Genomic DNA, 17,935 nt, shown 5'->3' on the forward strand with positions numbered 1-17,935 from the left:
AAAACACCTTGGCACTTATGGATGCCAAGGTGTTTAAGGTTATGCTTTTTTTCTCATCCATAGTGGGTATAGGACGATTCCGAATACATATAAGGCTATGCCAAGTATGAATGTATTCATATCAGCTGTACCCGTCTTGATGACCCAGATCGAGTAAATTAACGCCAGGATGGTGATGATGCCATCACGTACTCTTGAGCCTTTCATGATGTCATAGGTTTCCCCAGTCATGACTAGTTTCAATTGATACAGAACCGAAGCAAGATACGGGATCAAGTAAGCGAGTGTAGCGACGATCATCGAGAATTTATAAGCTTCCAAAACCGTACCCGAAATAGTGGAGAATAAGAATATCTGTGTCATGATATTTGTTATTGTCATAGAACGGACGGGTGTGCCATTTTTGTTCGCTTTCGCAAAATAGGCCGGAAACAGGTCCGATTTCGCGGCCTGGTAAGGAACCTCTGATGCAACGACAATCCATCCGATTGTAGATCCCAATAAGGAAATGACGGCAAGAGCAGCCATTAAATACGTACCGCTTGAACCAACTACAGCTTGCAGGGCGTCAACAAGCGGTTTTTGTGATATTTTCAAATCGTCTTGTGATATGGCACCCATCGTCAATAAAGTAATGGCGATATAAATGGCAACAGCGATAAGCAAACCAAGAATCGTCGCTTTCTTTACATCATTTTGTGACTTGGCTCGGTTTGAAAGCATGACGGCAGCTTCAATACCGATGAAGGCCCATAATGTTGAAATTGCAGCAGCATTCACTTGATCACCTAAAGAGATTGCAGATCCCGCCTTATCATAAAATTCAGCTCCGTTCCCTAGATTGGAAGTATCGAAGATGAATATCGTGATAATGATGAAAAATAAGAATCCAAGCACTTTGGTAACCGTAGCAAAAAGATTCATTTTCCCAGCACTGTTAAAACTTCTCACCAAGATTGCCTGAATCCCCCAAAGGGCAATGGAACATACCGCAAACGTTAATGCTTTACCTAGTTCAAGGTGAAACGAACCGACTGTATAAATCACTTTCGCACTATGCATCACCGGGAAAAACGTTGATAGGTAACCAGCAAATGAAATGATGACAGAAGCTGTCGCAGCCCAATTCGCAGCCCAATAGCCCCAAGCCATGCTATATCCTGAAACCCTTCCTTTAGCAGGGGATTTAAATAATGATTGAGCATAACTTTGCGGTCCAGCTTTCAAATCCGGTTTCCGGATTGCCAGATTACCAAACACCAAAGCTATTAGAAAGACTCCCAGTCCAGTAACGATCCATGCCAATGTGGCCCCTAATGGACTGGATACCTGTGCTAATTGAGCAGGGAGCATGAAAATTCCGCCGCCGACCATATTCCCAATAACGAATGTGGTCAAAATCAATAAACCCCATTTTTTATTTACCATTTATATCGAACCTTTCTTAAATACAGTGTGTGTTTATTCCGACAACTTATACTAAAATAGTATATCTCAAATAGTTTAGTTTGGTAAAGTGGTAAATAAGTAAAATGTAAAACGCAGACTAATCAGAAAATTCTAATTCATATTGACAAAACGAGGGAATTGGATTATATTAGTAAATACCAAGTTAATTGGTAAGAATAATGCGATTTTTGCTTTGAATCGTTTTTTCTATAACATATGCAACTCCCGAATATTGCCGATTAGTCAACTAAAGGCACCCTTACATCTACTTCTGTTAGATGACGGGTGCCTTTTATTTTTATAGTGAGGGGAGGGGAATGTGGAGTTCCTATTAACTGGTTATTCTTATACGGAAAGTAATGTGAGGATATGATAGGTAAACCAAGTTCCTCAAGAAACATGGAAAGCGGGAAGCGGACGTGTGCTTTTCGTGCGAACGCTTTAAACATTGGGCATGAAACGAAGCTTTATTACCAGTAGTGAAGGGGAGATATTATGGAAAAGAAAGAAGAATTGAAAATCAGGCATATCATTTCAAGCTTGGAAGATCTGCAATATGGATCCGTGATAATAACCATACATGATGGTGAAATCACACAGGTGGATACAACTGAGAAGAAACGATTCCCATTAGTGAAGGGCAGGGCAGTTAAATCTAGATGAATAATAGTTATTAACGGGGCTTTCGATATGAAGGCTCTTTTTTTATGCAAAAAATTATTCAATTGGAATTTAGAAGAAGATTGTACTGCTTTTAACATGGTAGAATAAGTTAGGGGATAAGGGAGTTTTTTATAGGGGTTTAAATGATATCTAAGGGAGGAACAGGGAATAGATGACCTTACATACTATAGAACATGATATCTTGGCATTAATTGAAACATTTAATGGGAAAATCGCATATAAAATTGAAAATGGTCTTGGGGATACGATTGGATATCACGAGAATGAATCCTTTCAATCAGCGAGTCTTATCAAAATACCGATGATCATCGAAGGTTATCGTCAAAGTGAACAAAAGAAAATCTATTTGAATCAACCAGTGACCATCCCTCCTAATGAAGTGACAGGGGGATCTGGAGTCCTGCATGTCTTATCGAATAAGGTATTTTTAACTGTAGAGGATTTATTGACATTGATGATAACTGTTTCTGACAATACATCCACGAACATGATGATGAACCTGCTGGGATTTGAGGAAATTAATCAATGCATCAAGGAACTTGGTTTGGAAAATACTGTCCTTGAACGAAAAATGCAGGATTTTAAGGCATTAAAAGAAGGGCGCGACAATACCATATCGGCGGAAGATACGATTACCTGCTTGAAAGCGATACATACAGGAAACTTTTTAACGAAAGAAAGCCAGGAAAGAATATTGCGTGTATTTGACAATCAGCAATTAAGGGATAAACTTCCATCACTAATGGGCAAAGGGGTCAAGGTCGCAAGCAAAACGGGCGGAATTCGTGGAGTTTCCCATGATTGTGCAATCATTCGTTCAGAAACACAAACTGTTTATGCTGCAGTTCTTACTGAAGATATGAAATCAGAGGAAGAAAGCCGTCAAGTAATCAGTAAAATTGGAAAATTGATATATGATGATATGGTCGCAGAATAAACTGTCAGTTTGAATATTTTTGGAAGAGCGGGAGATCTTTCATGATTTCACGCTCTTCGATCTTGGCTATAGAGGGGTCAGTGGGAAAGAATGTTAAATGAAAGGAAAATGAAGCGGGGAAAAACCTTGAAAAGCGCGATGAAATTAGGTTTAATGAGTGCTGTTATATTACTGGGGTATTTTGGTTTTTTACACATGAAAATTCAAGAAAGCATTCACCAGCAAATTCCGGAAAATGCCGATTACCTCATTATTCTTGGAGCAAGGGTCAAAGGTTCGATTCCATCATTATCCTTACAATACCGGATTGATAAAGCTGCAGAATATTTAACGGCCAATAAACATACATTGGCCATTGTATCTGGCGGCAAAGGACCGGGGGAAGATATTTCGGAAGCGAAAGCAATGCAACAGGGGCTAATCGCCCAGGGAATTGAAGAAGCGCGCATCATGATGGAAGACAAATCTACAACAACACACGAAAATATTGTTTTCTCAAAAGAACTCATTCCTGATACAGCAGCTTCAGGATTAATCGTAAGCAATGACTTTCATATCTACCGGGCAGTTGAAATAGCAAGAAAAGAAGGCTTGAACATGAAGGGAATGCCGGCAAAAACACCAAAAGTGTCACTGTTGAAATCATATACCCGTGAATATCTTGCAATTACTAAATACTATTTGACAGAGTGGATTGGGAAGTAACATCCAGTGGCTTATATTGATTTCTCCTAAAGATGGGGATGGTGCTTTCTTTATTCAACTTCCACGACAACATTAGGAACTTCCCAAAAATCTTTCTCTTGATATAGATCCTTAAGTGTCTTATAAACGGGGAAACCCGTATAGGAAATCTCGACTTGTTCATCCGCATCCACTTCTTCCACATCTATATCATCAACAAAACCAAGTTGATCATCGATTTCCATTAAATAATATCCGAGTGCCTCATACCCGCTATAGGCTACAATAACCTTACTGTCAAAACCGCTATTGGATACTTTGTAATATTTCATTGATTGACCTCCTTGTTGATCATTCTTGGTAATGTTTCTTATTACTCTGATATACCCATTAATTAATATCTGAATCATTAAATTGGATAAATAAAGAAAATAGGCAGGAGAAAAGATTGTGAAACCTTAAATATCACTGGATAATTTGCTATCTTCAGCAATTCATGTTAATCTAATAAAGAATTGTTTTTGATTGTGGAAGAGGATATTGATTATTTTCCAAATGATTAAAAATAGTAATACAATGTGTGTTATGCACTAGGAGGCAACAACAATGGAACAAGGTACAGTTAAATGGTTTAATGCAGAAAAAGGTTTTGGATTTATCGAACGTGAAAACGGAGACGACGTATTCGTACATTTCTCAGCTATCCAAAGCGAAGGCTTCAAATCTTTAGACGAAGGTCAAAAAGTAACTTTCGACGTTGAGCAAGGTGCTCGTGGAGCTCAAGCTGCTAACGTTCAAAAAGCTTAATTTTTAAATTAAATCGTAACCGATATGAACAGACTTCCTCGATGGGAGTCTGTTTTTTATTGTACTAAAAATGAAAGCGAAAAAAATCCCACTCTGAAATGAGTAGGGTTTTAGTGACTTGTCATCAAGCTTTTTTTAATTCTTCTTCAAAGAAAAAAGTAGTTGGATGTTCTTTAACAGTATAAGAATATCTCTTCATATTTTTTACATATGCCCATTTATTAATGGTTACTGATTCATTAGTATCCTGAATAGTTACTGTTTCACCAGTATTATACTTATTGCTTCTCAATTTAGCCACCCTCTTTACTAATAGTATAACATATTTGCGAATGAAAGAAGTGTTCAAGATATTCCAATGATATATTAGGTTAAAAAAATCAGGCTATGTATACGGAACTAGCCCAATTATTTTGGCTGGACAAAAGCTAAAAGTCTGATGGTGATTGATTAACGATGCAAAAAAAACAGCCACATGTTCCTAAGTAATACAGGAATCACGTGGCTATGAATTAGAAGGTTTTCAAGAATGTCAGTTAATTAAAACGCCCAATCCCCATTACGGAAGACAGGTTCCGAAGTGCCGTCCTGTTTGATGCCATCGATGTGGGCTGAAAACGTTGATATATAAGGGTTTTGTGATTTTTGAATAAAATGATAAAAATAAATAACAACTAGAAAAAACGATTTTTTGTGACCACATGTGACCATTTTTGTGACCACTGCGTGACCAGAAAAAGTCCAGTTATAATCAGCCTAAACAGTAAATATTGTTCCCTTACAATAAACCTCTCCCAAACTTAGAGAGAGGTTTATTTGTATTCCTTTTTGTTTATCCAAAGCCATATTATAATAAGAAGCAATTGGAAAAGAAATAATCTGGTGAGAATCCTCCATATGGTGAGCGGATTGGGGAGCAGAAAGGCGGTAGAGCAAATGTATAAAGAAATGGGTCAAGCTTTCACTAAGCTTGATAATTGGACCGTTTATATGATTACGTCCCATCCAGATTTTGAAAGATTATATGGCAAATTGGCTACGAAAAAACGGAAGCTATTTAATAGGTTTATACGAACTGATTATTATCAATATAATGGCTTATTCAAACTACCTTAAAATTCATATAAAAAAGAAGTTCCATTTATTTTTGGAACTTCTTTTTGTATTAAAAGAATGGAAACCCTAAATCACGAACTTTCAGACCGATTTTTTAGTATTATTTATTTCGTTACATGAGCGGTCACATTTTTGGTCACTAAACTGGTCACAACTCCTTTAATAACGCATGTTTTTGGGTTTCAAAAGCGGTCACTAAGTTAGTCAAAAACGTCTTGATAACGTCACATTCTCATTCACAACCCCAAATTACCTAAACCTTCTTACTAATCCGCTCCACAATCTCCATTAAATCATCAGGGCTATGAAATTCAATCGGAGAAAACCTTTATCGAAATGAATTGTATACTTCCTGTTAATTTCCTCAAATGGAATCTATCGCCGAAATCGACTAAGAGTCCTTTGACAGATGTACTACCAAGTTTCATTCGTAGCTCGGCTTCAGATGTATTGCTCGACAATCTGGGCAGTGGCTTCGACGACTTGGTGGATTTCAAAGTGTTCCTGGATTTCCCTTTTGGCGCTCGTTTCCTTTTGAATAAGTGGCTAGAATTTTTCTTGAATAATTAGATAATATATCTGCCTCTTTTTTGTATAGCATGACAAAAGAATGAACCAAGCTGTCTGAAATTGCATTAAATATATTAACAACGAAAAGAGGTGAATTATATGTCTGGTTCTGGTTCTGGTTCTATTTCTGTGGATGTAGTTACGATTCTTTGGGAAAGAGCTTCGTTAATACCTTTAGCTCAGCGTAGAATTGTACAAGCTACAGTGATTGGAAGCGCTGCTCCTTGCGCTAACACTTTAGATCGCGGTGATTTATACAGAGATGCTGTACTTTGTTTACTTGGAAATAGATTTGTACAAGTATTGAACCTTGACTCTGGTCTAACCGGAGTTGCCGTGTTCATCCGTTTGCGCTAGTATATTAATTAGTGGACAAAGTATTTTTGATTTAAAATACTTTGTCTTTTTTATAAATACACAAAAACCACCAGTCATTAAGATTGGTGGTTTTATCAATTTTACTAATACAGGAATGTTAAGTAGGAAGCGGAACATTATCTTAGTGAATTTCTAGCTGGTGTTGATCCGATTAAATTACCTTTTGATCAATTTATTCAAGACTTGTCGATTCAAATGAAATTGAATGTAGCGGTAGTACATATCAAAACTTATAGTAGCTTTAATAAATGTTGTATTAACCCTAGACTTGGTAGTATAGAATATTTTCAAAGCGGGTTGGTTATACAACTATTCAAAATTACGTTATATAAATAGCCACGTGCTTCCTAGTATGCAGAAACACGTGGCTAATGAACTTGATAATTTGTTTAAAGTTAAAGAAATGTGACCAATTCTGTGACTACTCAAGGTTTTAGACCTTAGAAACGCCTCTATATCAACGCTTTAATTAAAACGCCCAATCCCCATTACGGAAGACAGGTTCCGAAGTGCCGTCCTGTTTGATGCCTTCGATGTTCATTTTCTCAGATCCAATCATGAAATCGACATGTGTAAGGCTTTCATTCAGTCCATTTTCTGCAAGCTCTTCTGGACTCATGTTTTTTCCGCCTTCAATACAGAAAGCATAAGAGCTGCCGATAGCAAGATGGTTTGATGCATTTTCATCGAAAAGTGTGTTGAAGAATAAAACATTCGATTGGGAAATCGGTGAGTTGAATGGAACAAGTGCCACTTCGCCAAGATAGTGTGAACCCTCATCCGTTTCAACCAATTGTTTTAGGATTTCTTCCCCTTCTTCCGCTTTTACTTCTATGATCCGTCCTTCCTTAAAGGTCACGGAAAAATTATTAATGATATTGCCGCCGTAACTAAGGGGTTTCGTACTGGAAACCGTACCGTTAACACCTGTTTTCAATGGAACCGTAAACACTTCTTCGGTAGGCATGTTAGCCATGAATTCATGACCCTGTACGTTGACGCTTCCTGCTCCGACCCAAAGGTGTTTGTCGGGTAACTCGATTGTCAGGTCGGTTCCAGGAGCCGTGTAATGCAATTTTTGGTAATGCTTGTCATTTAAATAATCAACCTTTTCATGCAGGGTATCATCGTGTTTTTTCCAGGCCTCCACAGGATCCTTCACATCAACACGAACTGCTTTGAAAATGGCTTCCCATAGCAGATCAACTCGTTTTCCTTCTGCCTCTTCAGGGAATACTTTATCAGCCCAAGCTATTGAAGGGACGGCAACGATGGACCAGCTTACTTTATCGGATTGCATATACTGACGCCACTTCTTCAGTGCAGTCCCGGATGCTTTTTGGAAGTTGGCAATCCTTTCTGGCTTTACACCTTTTAATAAGTCAGGGCTGGAGGAGATTACGGATAGATAGGCAGCTCCGTTTTCTGCAAGTTCAATCGTTTCTTCCGCTCGCCACTTTGGATACTCGTGGAACACCTCATCCGGTGCCAGTTCATATTTAGTACGTGACACGATATCGTCATTCCAATTAACGATGACATTACGCGCACCGTTCTCATAAGCCTTTTTTACAATGAGACGCACTAGGTCAGCACCCTCTAATGTTGTGTTTACGACCAGGGTTTGATCTTGTTGGATGTTTACGCCGACTTTTACGGCAAGTTCTGCATATTTTTCTAAATTCGTTTGAAAATCACTCATCATTTCAAAACTCCTTTTCCATTTTCTACATTTATAATTGTACTTAATTGTCATATAAAAAAGAAATTTTTTACATCGTTTGTGAAAACTTATAGTTATTAGACAGGATTTCGTCATAACCGGCAAGGAGATGAATCAGTTAAGGTTCATTCACCTTAACACAAACCCCGGCATCATTACCGTATGAACACGTAACCTCCCGAGCCAGCTCAAGCACAGCCGGTTTGTCTATCTTGCATTCTACCAAAATTATAGAAGGAAAGACTATTGAAAAGGTTTGAATAGTTGAATAATTTAATTATTTGGGACAGTGAACAATGGACTGAAAGAAAGAGGGCCTCTTTGAGACCCTCTTTCTTAATAGTCAAAAAATCATTTACCCAAATTAATCCAGACACTTTTCACTTCAGAATAGTTGTCCAGTGCATAAGATCCCATTTCACGTCCGATTCCGGATTGTTTGTAACCGCCGAACGGGGAAGCTGCGTCGAACGCGTTATAACAGTTCACCCATACAGTACCGGCACGGAGTTTTCCTGCAACATAATGGGCATTGGCTATATCGCTAGTCCATAAGCCGGCAGCCAATCCATATTCACTGGCATTTGCACGGTTAATGACATCATCTAAATCCTCGAATGGCATTGCCGCTATGACCGGCCCGAAAATCTCTTCTTTGGCTATCGTCATATCCTCTTCGACACCAGCAAATATAGTAGGAGAAACAAAGTAGCCTTGTTCACCCGGTTTATTTCCGCCGACAAGAACTTCCGCACCCTCGTTTTTCCCTTTTTCAATATAGCCCATTACCCGATTTTGCTGCTCCTCGGAAACAAGCGGTCCAATTTGTGTACTTGGATCTAAACCTACCCCTTGTTTTATGTTTTTTGCATGGCTTGCCATATCGGCAACTACATTATCATAATGTTTCTTTTGGATATAAACCCTGGAACCGGCACAGCATACCTGCCCTTGGTTAAACATGACCCCATTCAAAGCTCCAGGGATGGCTTTTGAGAAATCCGCATCAGGCAGGATGATGTTTGGCGATTTCCCTCCAAGTTCCAATGTGACCCGTTTCAATGAATATGAAGCGGAGCGCATGATCAATTTTCCAACTTCGGTCGAACCGGTAAATGCAATTTTATTTACCTGCGGATGGTCGACAAGTGCTTGTCCAGCGGTTTCACCAAAACCGGGAACGATATTGACGACCCCATCAGGGAAACCGGCTTCAGCCAATAATTCAGCCAGGTAAAGCGCGGAAAGCGGAGTTTGTTCAGCAGGCTTTAATACAACCGTACAACCTGTAGCAAGTGCCGCTCCCAGTTTCCACATCGCCATAAGAAGCGGAAAGTTCCATGGGATGATTTGGCCGACAACACCAACAGCCTCGTGTTTTGTATAGTTAAAATAATTTCCGCTTACTGGAATGGTCTGTCCAACAATCTTGGTGGACCAGCCAGCAAAGTATCTCATATGTTCTATAGCTAAAGGAATGTCGGCATTGGTAGTTTCACTGATTGGTTTACCATTATCCAACGTTTCCAATTGAGCAAGTTCAGTTTTATTTTCTTCCATTAAATCAGCAAGTTTATACATTAGCCTACTGCGTGAAGCTGCGCTCATTCTTGACCAAGGCCCCTCATCGAATGCTTTGCGTGCAGCTTTGACGGCTAAGTCGATATCCTCTTTATCAGCTTCATAAACATCTGCAAGTTTTTGTCCTGTAGCAGGATTAGGTGTGGAGAAGGTTTTTTTTGAAGCACTTTCTACAAACTGACCATTAATATAGAGCTTTTTTGGTCCTGTTAAAAATTTTTGCAGCTTTCCACTTACTTCTAACGTTAGATTTGTCATAATTACCCTCCTGAATAAAATGATTATCTTGGGCAGAACATGATGACTTATTGTTAACGCTATGATTTATGCCAATTTTTATGATAAATGAAAAAAAGGGAATATTCAATCTATATCATTCGACAGAATATTCAAGATTTCATCATCATAATTAAGTAAAGAAGTATTATTTTGTCATGACATGTGTAAATACTATAGCAAAAATGAAAGTTAATAGTTAAAATGAATAAGGATAAAATAACAAGAAGGTCTAAAGTTCTTCAGGAGGAATATATGGGAAATGATGCGAAAATGATATCGCAACGTAAGTTACTAGGTGTTGCGGGTCTTGGATGGATGTTCGATGCACTTGATGTCGGTATGCTTTCTTTCATTATTGTTGCTTTGAAACAGGAATGGAACTTAACCAGTGAGCAGGTTGGCTGGATTGGGAGCATAAATTCTATCGGAATGGCTGTTGGAGCCGTATTCTTTGGTGCGATGGCCGACAGGGTCGGACGGAAGAATGTCTTTATCATTACATTATTATTGTTTTCAATCGCAAGTGGCCTGTCTGCAGCAGTCAGTACACTCAGCTTGTTCTTGATATTGCGATTTTTGATTGGAATGGGACTTGGAGGAGAACTTCCGGTTGCCTCGACATTGGTCTCTGAAAGTGTTGAAGCAAGTAAAAGGGGAAGGGTTGTCGTCCTTCTTGAAAGTTTTTGGGCGGTTGGCTGGATTTTGGCAGCACTCATATCCTACTTCATCATTCCGGCTTATGGTTGGCGTGTTGCATTGTTATTGAGCGCAGTTCCAGCTTTATATGCGCTGTATCTGCGCTTGAAACTGCCGGATTCACCGAAGTATACGGAACTAGAAAAAAAGCAGAGACCGTCTATATTAAGCAATATGAAAAGTGTCTGGAAAAAGGAATACTCCCGTCAGACCCTTGTATTATGGATTCTATGGTTTTGCGTGGTCTTTTCTTATTATGGGATGTTTTTATGGCTGCCAAGTGTGATGGTCTTAAAAGGCTTCAGCATGATTCAAAGTTTTGAATATGTTTTGATCATGACGCTTGCACAGCTTCCGGGCTATTTTTCAGCTGCATGGCTGATAGAGAAGCTGGGACGTAAATTCGTTTTGATCACATACTTAATTGGAACCGCCGTTAGTGCCTTTTTCTTTGGATCGTCAGAGGGGCTGGCACTGCTGATAGTTTCCGGGATGTTCCTATCTTTCTTCAACCTGGGGGCATGGGGTGCACTTTATGCATATACACCTGAGCAGTATCCAACAGCAGTTCGTGGTACAGGTGCTGGGTTAGCTGCAGGGATCGGAAGGATTGGCGGTGTCCTTGGACCGTTGCTTGTAGGGTATTTAGTTGCCGCAGACACACCGATTTCATCGATTTTCACCATTTTTACAATCGCTATTCTAGTGGGTGCCATTGCCGTAGCTTTTGGGAAGGAAACAAAGAATACCGTTTTGACATAAACAAAAGGAAGGGGACTGTAATCAGTCCCCTCTTTTCATTAATTAAAGTCTTTTATGATTTTTAAAAGGGATTCGGAGGCTCTCTTCGGACTATCTGCATTCATGATGGCCGATACGACTGCGGTACCGGATAGCCCGCTATCAGAAAGAGTGGAAATGTTATCTGCAGTGATACCCCCGATGGCTACGGCGGGAATGGATACGCTGCGGCAAATTTCCTCCAGATCCCCAATGGCCATTAGGGTTGCATCTTGTTTGGTCTTTGTAGGGAAAACTGAACCGACTCCGATATAGTCTGCTCCATTTCGTTCGGCTTCGAGAGCTTCTTCAAGAGTGGAGACAGATACACCTACAATCATATCTTCAGGAACCATTTGTTTGACGACAGGCAGTGGAAGGTCATCTTGCCCAATATGAATTCCGTCCGCTGCAACCGCAAGGGCTATATCCACCCGGTCGTTGATGATAAGGGGAATGGACAGCTCGTTCAATAACTGTTTTAATGCAGAAGCTTTTTTATAAAAGGAAAGGGAGGAATTGTTTTTCTCTCTAAGTTGTACGATCGAGACTCCTCCTGAAACCGATTCTGCAATGATTCTGGCCAATTCTTCTAATGCTAGGGATTCTTCCGTAACTAAATACAGGCTTAAATCAATTTGGGACTTCTTCATTTATTTTCACCTCATGCATCCAGATTTCCTTATCCATTCTTGATATTGCATCGATTAATCGCACGCGAAACGTTCCTGTTCCTTCATCTTTTTGAAGGTTTGCAGCAGCTAGTTCCCCTGAAATGCTCATGGTAGAGATACCGGCAATTGCCGCAGAATAGAAATCGTCGGTGACTCCGGAAAAAGTGCCGATAAGTGCGGTGGACATGCAGCCGGTACCTGTAACATTAGTTAAAAGGAGGTTCCCATTGTCGATGATGGACGTATGTTTTCCGTCGCTGACCGCATCCTTAGCTCCGCTGACCACGACGATACTGTTCAATTTATTTGCTGCTTGTGCAGCCAGCTCTGCATTGCTAATCGCTAGTTCCCCCGAATCCACCCCGCGTGTAACGTTATCCCCACCCATCAATGAAAGAATCTCACTCGCATTCCCGCGAATGATTTGGAAAGTAACCTTACTAAGGAGCTCTTTGACCTGCTCTGTACGATAGGGGGTGGCACCAACTCCCACCGGGTCCAAAATGACCGGGATATCCAGGGCATTTGCCGTCTTACCGGCAATCACCATTGCTTCAAAGGCTTTATCATCGATCGTACCGAAATTCAAGACCAATGCATCTGCTAATTTGACCATATCCGCCACTTCTCTTGGGCTCGAAGTCATTACTGGTGAACCACCGATGGCAAGGGTGGCATTTGCACAGTCGTTGACCGTAACAAAGTTGGTGATTTGGTGAATGAGTGGTTTTCTTTCTTTTACCTTCACGAATAAATCGGCTGCAGAAACCTTCATATTAATTCACTCCGTTCTTTTTTTGAAAATGAATGAAAATGGTGGACAGGTCCATGACCTTTGCCGATTGAAAAGCTATTGCGTATCGCTTCAGAAATATAGGTCTTGGCCTGTTCGATCGACTGTTGCAATGGCAGCCCATTTGCCAGGTTTGATGTAATGGCAGATGATAGAGTACAGCCCGTGCCATGAGTGTTTTTCGTATGAATGCGCTCTCCCTTGATCCATTGGAAGTCAGTCCCATCATAAAAAAGGTCATTTGGATTTCCTGCTGCATGGCCTCCTTTAAGTAAAACGGCTTTGGGACCCATTTCTTGTATTGAAATGCATGCCTTGTAGAAATCTTGTTCCGTTCGAATCGACAAGCCAGTAAGTACTTCCGCTTCCGGTACATTTGGGGTTACAAGTGTTGCAAGCGGAAGCAAATCCATTTTTAAGGCAGAGACAGCCTTTTCGCCGAGCAAATGATGGCCGCTTTTGGAAATCATGACAGGGTCAAGGATAACGATGGCAGGCAAGAAGGTTTTAAGGGACGCAGCGACAGTTTCCACGATTTCTTTTGATCCAAGCATGCCTATTTTTACTGCATCGACATGAATATCTTCAAAGATAGCTGCAATTTGATCTGATATGATTGCTGTTTCAATTGGCTGTACTGAACGGACTTCCATTGTATTTTGTGCGGTTACGGCTGTGATGGCAGACATTCCAAAGACACCATGTGCAGAAAATGTTTTTAAATCCGCTTGTATTCCAGCGCCGCCCCCTGAATCAGAGCCTGCGATGGTTAATGCTGTTTTCATAAAAAAACCCCTTCATATAATTATTTTTTAGAAGTATTTTAAGTAATATGAAAGCTAAAATCGCACCAGCGAATGAACTGAGCATAAAAGCCGGTAAAAAACCAAAAAGAGCAGCTTTTTCTCCCAATAGGAGGAGGGCAAGTGGATAACAGGCTAGGGAACCGAGAATACCGGTCCCGATCACTTCCCCTAAACAGGCGAATTTTAAGCTTTGTGTTTTTCGATAAAGGATGGCAGCCAAAAGTGCACCGATCATGCTCCCGGGAAAGGCAAAAATTGAACCGGTACCAGACATGTTTCTAATGATGGAAACTAAAAAAGCTTGTGTCACAGCATAAGCTGGCCCCAATAGAACGGCAGTCATGACATTTGCCAGATGCTGAATAGGAAAGACCTTTGCAAATCCTGCAGGTATGAAAATAAATGAACTGGTCAGCGTCGTTATAGCCGTGATCATGGCAGTCAACGTCAGTTTCTTGATAGGATTCATCATCATGTCAACGACCTACAGCGGCCAATCCTGCTCATTTTGAACCATATCCCAGAATAAATATTCATATCGGGAAGTAACCAAAAAGTGCTTTTCTAATCTAAGAAGTTCCGTTTCTGGCATGCCTTCCGTCAATTCTTCCAACAAAGCGATCAGCCATTTGTGTGCTTCACCGAATTCAGGAGATGAATAGGACCTTATCCAATCTGCGTAGCGATTGTTTTCCAATGCTGCTCCATTTTGTTCTTTTAATAGCAAACCGATTTCATAATAATCCCAAGCGCAGGGCAGGAGACAGGCGATCAAGTCTGCCAAAGTCCCATGCTGAGCTGCATTTAGCATGTATCCTGTATAGGCTAGAGTGGTTGGAGTAGGCTCTGTATCTTCCAATTCCTTGGAACTGATCCCGAATTCGGAAGCATAATGCCGATGAATATCCATTTCCACTTGAAGGGTTTCATTTAAAATACTCGCAAACTTTGCCATGGTTTCGATGTTATGAGCTTTGATGACACCTAAAGCAAAGAGCTTGGAATAATCCATAAGATAGATATAGTCCTGCTTCAGGTAATAGGCAAATTTGTTTTCAGGAAGCGTACCATTTCCAATTGCCTGGACAAAGGGATGTGAATGGTTCCTTTTCCAAATTTCTTTTGACCGTGCATGTAGTCTATCACTGAATGGTTCTAATTTAACATTCTCCATTGTTCATCCTCCTTTAGAATGGATCTCCTTGTTAATGAAAAAACCCGTTCCTGAATACGGAACGGGGTAGATGGATATAGTCTGTAAATGGACGATATCATCCACTTCCCTCCGCCGGTATGAGCCGGTTCAGGTTCAAAGGGTCCGGAACTAATTCCATCTCAGTCTTAAAAAAGACTCCCCTAGTGGTGTGAATTGTATGTAATTACTGACATCATATCAGAAAGACAAGAAAATGCAACCCGCATTTGAAAGAGGGACCATTTTATGTCCAGGAAAAAAGGGAGAACCAGGTAATTGACTTTTGATAGTTATTAGGATAAAATCATGTCTACATCATTTATATATCGATTTCTTATCCAGAGAGGTGGAGGGACTTGGCCCAACGAAACCTCGGCAGCGGACCCGTTTTGGGAACTGTGCTAAATCCAACAAGCATATGCTTGGAAGATAAGAAGAGCCGTACGGACACTGTCAGCCTCTTCTTGAATTAGAAGGGGCTTTTATTTTTGGGAAATAACGTTTAGTGACATAATGGAAAAGGTATATATAATTTGGTGAAAATCAAACAAGTTGATAAAGTTTAGCTAACTAGAAGCAGGCTCTAGGAAGACTAGGAAAGGAGCCATTTACATGGCAGAATTATTTAAGAGGATTGAACAGAGGAAGGCAAAGCTTATTGAAGAGTTATTGGCCAATGGAGTATACAAAACCTCTGATGAAAGGCACCTTTATGATGCCCCATTAAAAGTACTTGAAGATGAATATAAGATTGTTATAAATAGACCAAATACTGAGTCACCTTCTGAATGGATGACATAGTAAACGATGGACTATATTTTGGGTTTTTGGATAAGGGATATGATGTAAGCATTCGCAGTCTACACTAGTGGATGCTTTTTTTGCGTTTGATAGAAAATGACACAAAATATACATAATTTTAGAATGAAATAGTCATTTTGTCACATTTATCCTTTAAAATAACACATTTAATTTCTGAAAAATAGTTGATTTTTACTAGTAGTTTCATTATGATGAAAGTGTAAAAATATTGAATAAATGGGAGGTGGCTATATAATGCCTTGCCGTAAGGTAACGATAGAAAAAGTAGAAGAGAAGAGAAAAGAAATGATCAACTTGGCAGCAATTTACGGCTTAACAAGTCTGCTAACTGTTCAAGCCAGTCAAGAATTGGATATGCTATTAAATGCGTTAACAAGTAAAAGAGATTCTGAACATTTTCCCCTCCAGAAAGCATATAGGTATTTTTAAATTAGCCAATTCGACCTCGATTAATATGAAAAAGCTACTGCTCAAGGCAATAGCTCTAAAGAATAATATTAAATTTCGACACGTTTACCAAGAATGACCAAATCCCGCTCAATGCCATCCAGCTCGGCAACTTGAGGTAAATGTGCCCATTCTTCAAACCCGAATTTGGAAAAAAGCTTAAGGCTTGGTGTATTGTGGGCGAATATGAAACCCAATAGAGTCTTAACACCTAATTTTGGACTCAATTCAATGGCCTTTTGAATCGAAATTTGTCCGATTCCTTTTCCCCGGAAATAATCATCAATATAAATGCTGATTTCGGCAGTGGAATTATATGCCGGTCGGCCATAGAAGGATTGGAAGCTCATCCATCCAGCAGTTTTCCCTTCTATAGTAATGATAAATAGCGGTCTACTTTCTGAATGATGTTCCTCAAACCATTTAACCCTCGATTGGACGGATACAGGTTCCGTATCTGCCGTGACCATTCTTGAAGCAATTGTCGAATTATATATTTCAACAATTCTGGGTAGATCAGATAGTTCTGCCTCTCTAAACTCTATGTGCTCTTCCATGATTTAAACTCCTAACTATCATTTATTCAATCTCCAGAATGAAGGGTAATCCCGTTTTTTGTTTAAGGGACGGTGAATGACACTCAATCCATTGAAAGTTTTATATTATCATACACTCTTAAATCTTTATCTGACAATTTTTTTATGTTAAGACTGCAGATTTTTTGGGTATGTAAAAGATTAAATACTTCTAGTAAAGAGACAAGAGGAGAACCAAATGAAAAAATTGGCAGGTTTATTGATTATAGTACTAGTTATATGTTTTGCTGCATATGAATTTCAGGCCTCGGAGTCGGAAGATGTGCAAAGGGTGATGGCTTTTGGAGATTCATTAACCTATGGAAAAGGGGATAAGGACGGAGAAGGATATATAGAAGGCCTTGAGGATGAATTGAATAATCCGCAATCCGAACAAAAAGTGAGTTTTTGGAATTACGGTATAAAAGGCCAGGAAACGGATGGGGTGATGAAACAGCTTGATGATTACCGCATTAAAACGAAACTTGATGAAGCCGATACTTTCATCGTTTATATTGGAACGAATGACTTGATCAATAGCAACGGCGGGGACTTGAAGAAAATAAGTGACCGAAAAATCAATGAGGGTAAACGGGAGTATATCAGCCATCTGAAAAAGATTACATCAACATTGATAGAGGCAAACGATAAAGCGGATATTCTGGTAGTAGGATTATATAACCCAATTAAAGACAATCAAAAACTTGAAAAGCACATTCGCGATTATAACCTGTCAATAAAGGGAATAGCGGATAAAGATAAAAGGATGTTATTCATTCCTACAAATGATCTTTTTGAAGATAAAAAGAAAACAGAGTATTTCAGTGATAAGTTACATCCGAATGAAAAAGGGTATCAGCTCATTGCGAATCGGGTTTTGGAAAGTTATGATTTCAAATGAAAGCAAAAATGCACAGGAAGGCTTTCTGTGCATTTTTG

20 protein-coding genes, 1 pseudogene and 2 riboswitches are annotated in these 17,935 nt (G+C 39.7%); of the genes and pseudogenes, 10 read left to right on the forward strand and 11 right to left on the reverse strand.

The window, feature by feature from the left end; all coding sequences use genetic code 11:
• Positions 1-39 precede the first annotated feature (39 nt).
• Entirely contained in the window at positions 40-1,428 is a 1,389-nt protein-coding gene (locus MKY17_RS06880; RefSeq protein ID WP_141992495.1) for an amino acid permease, read from the reverse strand.
• Positions 1,429-1,944: 516 nt separating this feature from the next.
• Here MKY17_RS06880 and MKY17_RS06885 point away from each other — a divergent pair.
• The 3 genes from MKY17_RS06885 to MKY17_RS06895 all read left to right on the forward strand — a co-directional run bounded on the left by MKY17_RS06885 (position 1,945) and on the right by MKY17_RS06895 (position 3,775).
• Entirely contained in the window at positions 1,945-2,112 is a 168-nt protein-coding gene (locus MKY17_RS06885; protein WP_098371233.1) for a YezD family protein, read from the forward strand.
• 172 nt (positions 2,113-2,284) lie between these two features.
• Entirely contained in the window at positions 2,285-3,070 is a 786-nt protein-coding gene (locus tag MKY17_RS06890; protein WP_098371232.1) for a serine hydrolase, read from the forward strand.
• Between the two features lie 90 nt (positions 3,071-3,160).
• Positions 3,161-3,775, forward strand: a complete 615-nt coding sequence (locus MKY17_RS06895; RefSeq protein WP_260399646.1) for a YdcF family protein — start codon at positions 3,161-3,163, stop codon at positions 3,773-3,775.
• A 50-nt stretch (positions 3,776-3,825) separates the two neighbouring features.
• Here MKY17_RS06895 and MKY17_RS06900 read toward each other — a convergent pair whose 3' ends face one another.
• Entirely contained in the window at positions 3,826-4,086 is a 261-nt protein-coding gene (locus MKY17_RS06900) for a hypothetical protein (RefSeq protein WP_098371231.1), read from the reverse strand.
• Positions 4,087-4,360: 274 nt separating this feature from the next.
• Between MKY17_RS06900 and cspC the strand changes: the two genes are divergently transcribed.
• On the forward strand, positions 4,361-4,561 hold the full coding sequence (cspC, locus tag MKY17_RS06905) for a cold shock protein CspC (RefSeq protein WP_010331195.1): 201 nt from the start codon (positions 4,361-4,363) through the stop codon (positions 4,559-4,561).
• Between the two features lie 124 nt (positions 4,562-4,685).
• On the opposite strand, the gene MKY17_RS06910 is transcribed toward cspC, so the two are convergent.
• Entirely contained in the window at positions 4,686-4,853 is a 168-nt protein-coding gene (locus tag MKY17_RS06910) for a hypothetical protein (RefSeq protein WP_179086028.1), read from the reverse strand.
• 595 nt (positions 4,854-5,448) lie between these two features.
• Here MKY17_RS06910 and MKY17_RS06915 point away from each other — a divergent pair.
• Positions 5,449-5,677, forward strand: a pseudogene (locus MKY17_RS06915) (class I SAM-dependent RNA methyltransferase); the annotation flags it as partial.
• A 669-nt stretch (positions 5,678-6,346) separates the two neighbouring features.
• On the forward strand, positions 6,347-6,604 hold the full coding sequence (locus MKY17_RS06920; RefSeq protein WP_098371230.1) for a hypothetical protein: 258 nt from the start codon (positions 6,347-6,349) through the stop codon (positions 6,602-6,604).
• A 490-nt stretch (positions 6,605-7,094) separates the two neighbouring features.
• Here MKY17_RS06920 and MKY17_RS06925 read toward each other — a convergent pair whose 3' ends face one another.
• Together MKY17_RS06925 and MKY17_RS06930 are read right to left on the reverse strand one after the other, a co-directional pair.
• Positions 7,095-8,327: an aminopeptidase gene (locus MKY17_RS06925; RefSeq protein ID WP_098371229.1), complete on the reverse strand. Its 1,233-nt coding sequence runs from the start codon at positions 8,325-8,327 to the stop codon at positions 7,095-7,097.
• 372 nt (positions 8,328-8,699) lie between these two features.
• Positions 8,700-10,187, reverse strand: coding sequence for an aldehyde dehydrogenase family protein (locus tag MKY17_RS06930; RefSeq protein WP_076366967.1), 1,488 nt, complete (start codon positions 10,185-10,187; stop codon positions 8,700-8,702).
• A 273-nt stretch (positions 10,188-10,460) separates the two neighbouring features.
• Between MKY17_RS06930 and MKY17_RS06935 the strand changes: the two genes are divergently transcribed.
• Positions 10,461-11,666 carry an MFS transporter gene (locus tag MKY17_RS06935; protein ID WP_098371228.1) on the forward strand — a complete coding sequence of 402 codons (1,206 nt, stop codon included), beginning with the start codon at positions 10,461-10,463 and terminating at the stop codon, positions 11,664-11,666.
• Positions 11,667-11,704: 38 nt separating this feature from the next.
• On the opposite strand, the gene thiE is transcribed toward MKY17_RS06935, so the two are convergent.
• From thiE to tenA, 5 genes are read right to left on the reverse strand one after another with little or no spacing between them, the layout of a single operon-like run.
• Positions 11,705-12,337 carry a thiamine phosphate synthase gene (gene thiE, locus MKY17_RS06940; protein WP_098371227.1) on the reverse strand — a complete coding sequence of 211 codons (633 nt, stop codon included), beginning with the start codon at positions 12,335-12,337 and terminating at the stop codon, positions 11,705-11,707.
• Positions 12,318-13,133 (reverse strand): hydroxyethylthiazole kinase, encoded by an 816-nt coding sequence (gene thiM / locus MKY17_RS06945; RefSeq protein WP_098371226.1) that lies wholly within the window; start codon positions 13,131-13,133, stop codon positions 12,318-12,320. Before thiM ends, thiE begins: the two co-directional genes overlap by 20 nt.
• Positions 13,130-13,936 carry a bifunctional hydroxymethylpyrimidine kinase/phosphomethylpyrimidine kinase gene (thiD, locus tag MKY17_RS06950; protein ID WP_098371225.1) on the reverse strand — a complete coding sequence of 269 codons (807 nt, stop codon included), beginning with the start codon at positions 13,934-13,936 and terminating at the stop codon, positions 13,130-13,132. The genes thiM and thiD overlap by 4 nt, the downstream gene beginning before the upstream one ends.
• A complete protein-coding gene (gene thiW, locus MKY17_RS06955) occupies positions 13,905-14,426 on the reverse strand; it encodes an energy coupling factor transporter S component ThiW (protein ID WP_098371396.1) in 522 nt (173 codons plus the stop codon). Before thiW ends, thiD begins: the two co-directional genes overlap by 32 nt.
• A 15-nt stretch (positions 14,427-14,441) precedes the next feature.
• Entirely contained in the window at positions 14,442-15,131 is a 690-nt protein-coding gene (gene tenA / locus MKY17_RS06960) for a thiaminase II (RefSeq protein ID WP_098371224.1), read from the reverse strand.
• An 89-nt stretch (positions 15,132-15,220) separates the two neighbouring features.
• Positions 15,221-15,325, reverse strand: a riboswitch (TPP riboswitch).
• 158 nt (positions 15,326-15,483) lie between these two features.
• Positions 15,484-15,588, forward strand: a riboswitch (SAM riboswitch).
• A 176-nt stretch (positions 15,589-15,764) separates the two neighbouring features.
• On the opposite strand from tenA, the gene MKY17_RS06965 reads away from it, so the two are divergent.
• Together MKY17_RS06965 and MKY17_RS06970 are read left to right on the forward strand one after the other, a co-directional pair.
• Positions 15,765-15,953 (forward strand): Fur-regulated basic protein FbpA, encoded by a 189-nt coding sequence (locus tag MKY17_RS06965; protein WP_076366955.1) that lies wholly within the window; start codon positions 15,765-15,767, stop codon positions 15,951-15,953.
• A 255-nt stretch (positions 15,954-16,208) separates the two neighbouring features.
• The gene (locus tag MKY17_RS06970; RefSeq protein WP_098371223.1) at positions 16,209-16,403 is read left to right on the forward strand and encodes an aspartyl-phosphate phosphatase Spo0E family protein; all 195 of its coding nucleotides are present in this window, start codon (positions 16,209-16,211) and stop codon (positions 16,401-16,403) included.
• 68 nt (positions 16,404-16,471) lie between these two features.
• On the opposite strand, the gene MKY17_RS06975 is transcribed toward MKY17_RS06970, so the two are convergent.
• The gene (locus MKY17_RS06975; protein WP_098371222.1) at positions 16,472-16,978 is read right to left on the reverse strand and encodes a GNAT family N-acetyltransferase; all 507 of its coding nucleotides are present in this window, start codon (positions 16,976-16,978) and stop codon (positions 16,472-16,474) included.
• Between the two features lie 217 nt (positions 16,979-17,195).
• Here MKY17_RS06975 and MKY17_RS06980 point away from each other — a divergent pair, with 217 nt between their 5' ends.
• On the forward strand, positions 17,196-17,897 hold the full coding sequence (locus MKY17_RS06980) for a GDSL-type esterase/lipase family protein (protein WP_098371221.1): 702 nt from the start codon (positions 17,196-17,198) through the stop codon (positions 17,895-17,897).
• Positions 17,898-17,935: the final 38 nt, after the last annotated feature.

The organism is Peribacillus sp. FSL P2-0133 (assembly GCF_037975445.1).
GTDB classification, from domain to species: domain Bacteria; phylum Bacillota; class Bacilli; order Bacillales; family DSM-1321; genus Peribacillus; species Peribacillus simplex_E.

Bases quoted from the DNA above. Each gene is read 5' to 3' on its own strand.
- MKY17_RS06900 (WP_098371231.1), bottom strand. From the start codon at position 4,086: ATGAAATATTACAAAGTATCCAATAGCGGTTTTGACAGTAAGGTTATT.
- thiD (WP_098371225.1), bottom strand. From the start codon at position 13,936: ATGAAAACAGCATTAACCATCGCAGGCTCTGATTCAGGGGGCGGCGCT.
- MKY17_RS06935 (WP_098371228.1), top strand. From the start codon at position 10,461: ATGGGAAATGATGCGAAAATGATATCGCAACGTAAGTTACTAGGTGTT.
- MKY17_RS06880 (WP_141992495.1), bottom strand. From the start codon at position 1,428: ATGGTAAATAAAAAATGGGGTTTATTGATTTTGACCACATTCGTTATT.
- MKY17_RS06970 (WP_098371223.1), top strand. From the start codon at position 16,209: ATGCCTTGCCGTAAGGTAACGATAGAAAAAGTAGAAGAGAAGAGAAAA.
- MKY17_RS06895 (WP_260399646.1), top strand. From the start codon at position 3,161: ATGTTAAATGAAAGGAAAATGAAGCGGGGAAAAACCTTGAAAAGCGCG.
- MKY17_RS06975 (WP_098371222.1), bottom strand. From the start codon at position 16,978: ATGGAAGAGCACATAGAGTTTAGAGAGGCAGAACTATCTGATCTACCC.
- cspC (WP_010331195.1), top strand. From the start codon at position 4,361: ATGGAACAAGGTACAGTTAAATGGTTTAATGCAGAAAAAGGTTTTGGA.
- MKY17_RS06980 (WP_098371221.1), top strand. From the start codon at position 17,196: ATGAAAAAATTGGCAGGTTTATTGATTATAGTACTAGTTATATGTTTT.
- MKY17_RS06925 (WP_098371229.1), bottom strand. From the start codon at position 8,327: ATGAGTGATTTTCAAACGAATTTAGAAAAATATGCAGAACTTGCCGTA.
- thiM (WP_098371226.1), bottom strand. From the start codon at position 13,133: ATGAAGGTTTCTGCAGCCGATTTATTCGTGAAGGTAAAAGAAAGAAAA.
- tenA (WP_098371224.1), bottom strand. From the start codon at position 15,131: ATGGAGAATGTTAAATTAGAACCATTCAGTGATAGACTACATGCACGG.
- MKY17_RS06930 (WP_076366967.1), bottom strand. From the start codon at position 10,187: ATGACAAATCTAACGTTAGAAGTAAGTGGAAAGCTGCAAAAATTTTTA.
- MKY17_RS06965 (WP_076366955.1), top strand. From the start codon at position 15,765: ATGGCAGAATTATTTAAGAGGATTGAACAGAGGAAGGCAAAGCTTATT.
- MKY17_RS06885 (WP_098371233.1), top strand. From the start codon at position 1,945: ATGGAAAAGAAAGAAGAATTGAAAATCAGGCATATCATTTCAAGCTTG.
- MKY17_RS06890 (WP_098371232.1), top strand. From the start codon at position 2,285: ATGACCTTACATACTATAGAACATGATATCTTGGCATTAATTGAAACA.
- thiE (WP_098371227.1), bottom strand. From the start codon at position 12,337: ATGAAGAAGTCCCAAATTGATTTAAGCCTGTATTTAGTTACGGAAGAA.
- MKY17_RS06920 (WP_098371230.1), top strand. From the start codon at position 6,347: ATGTCTGGTTCTGGTTCTGGTTCTATTTCTGTGGATGTAGTTACGATT.
- thiW (WP_098371396.1), bottom strand. From the start codon at position 14,426: ATGAATCCTATCAAGAAACTGACGTTGACTGCCATGATCACGGCTATA.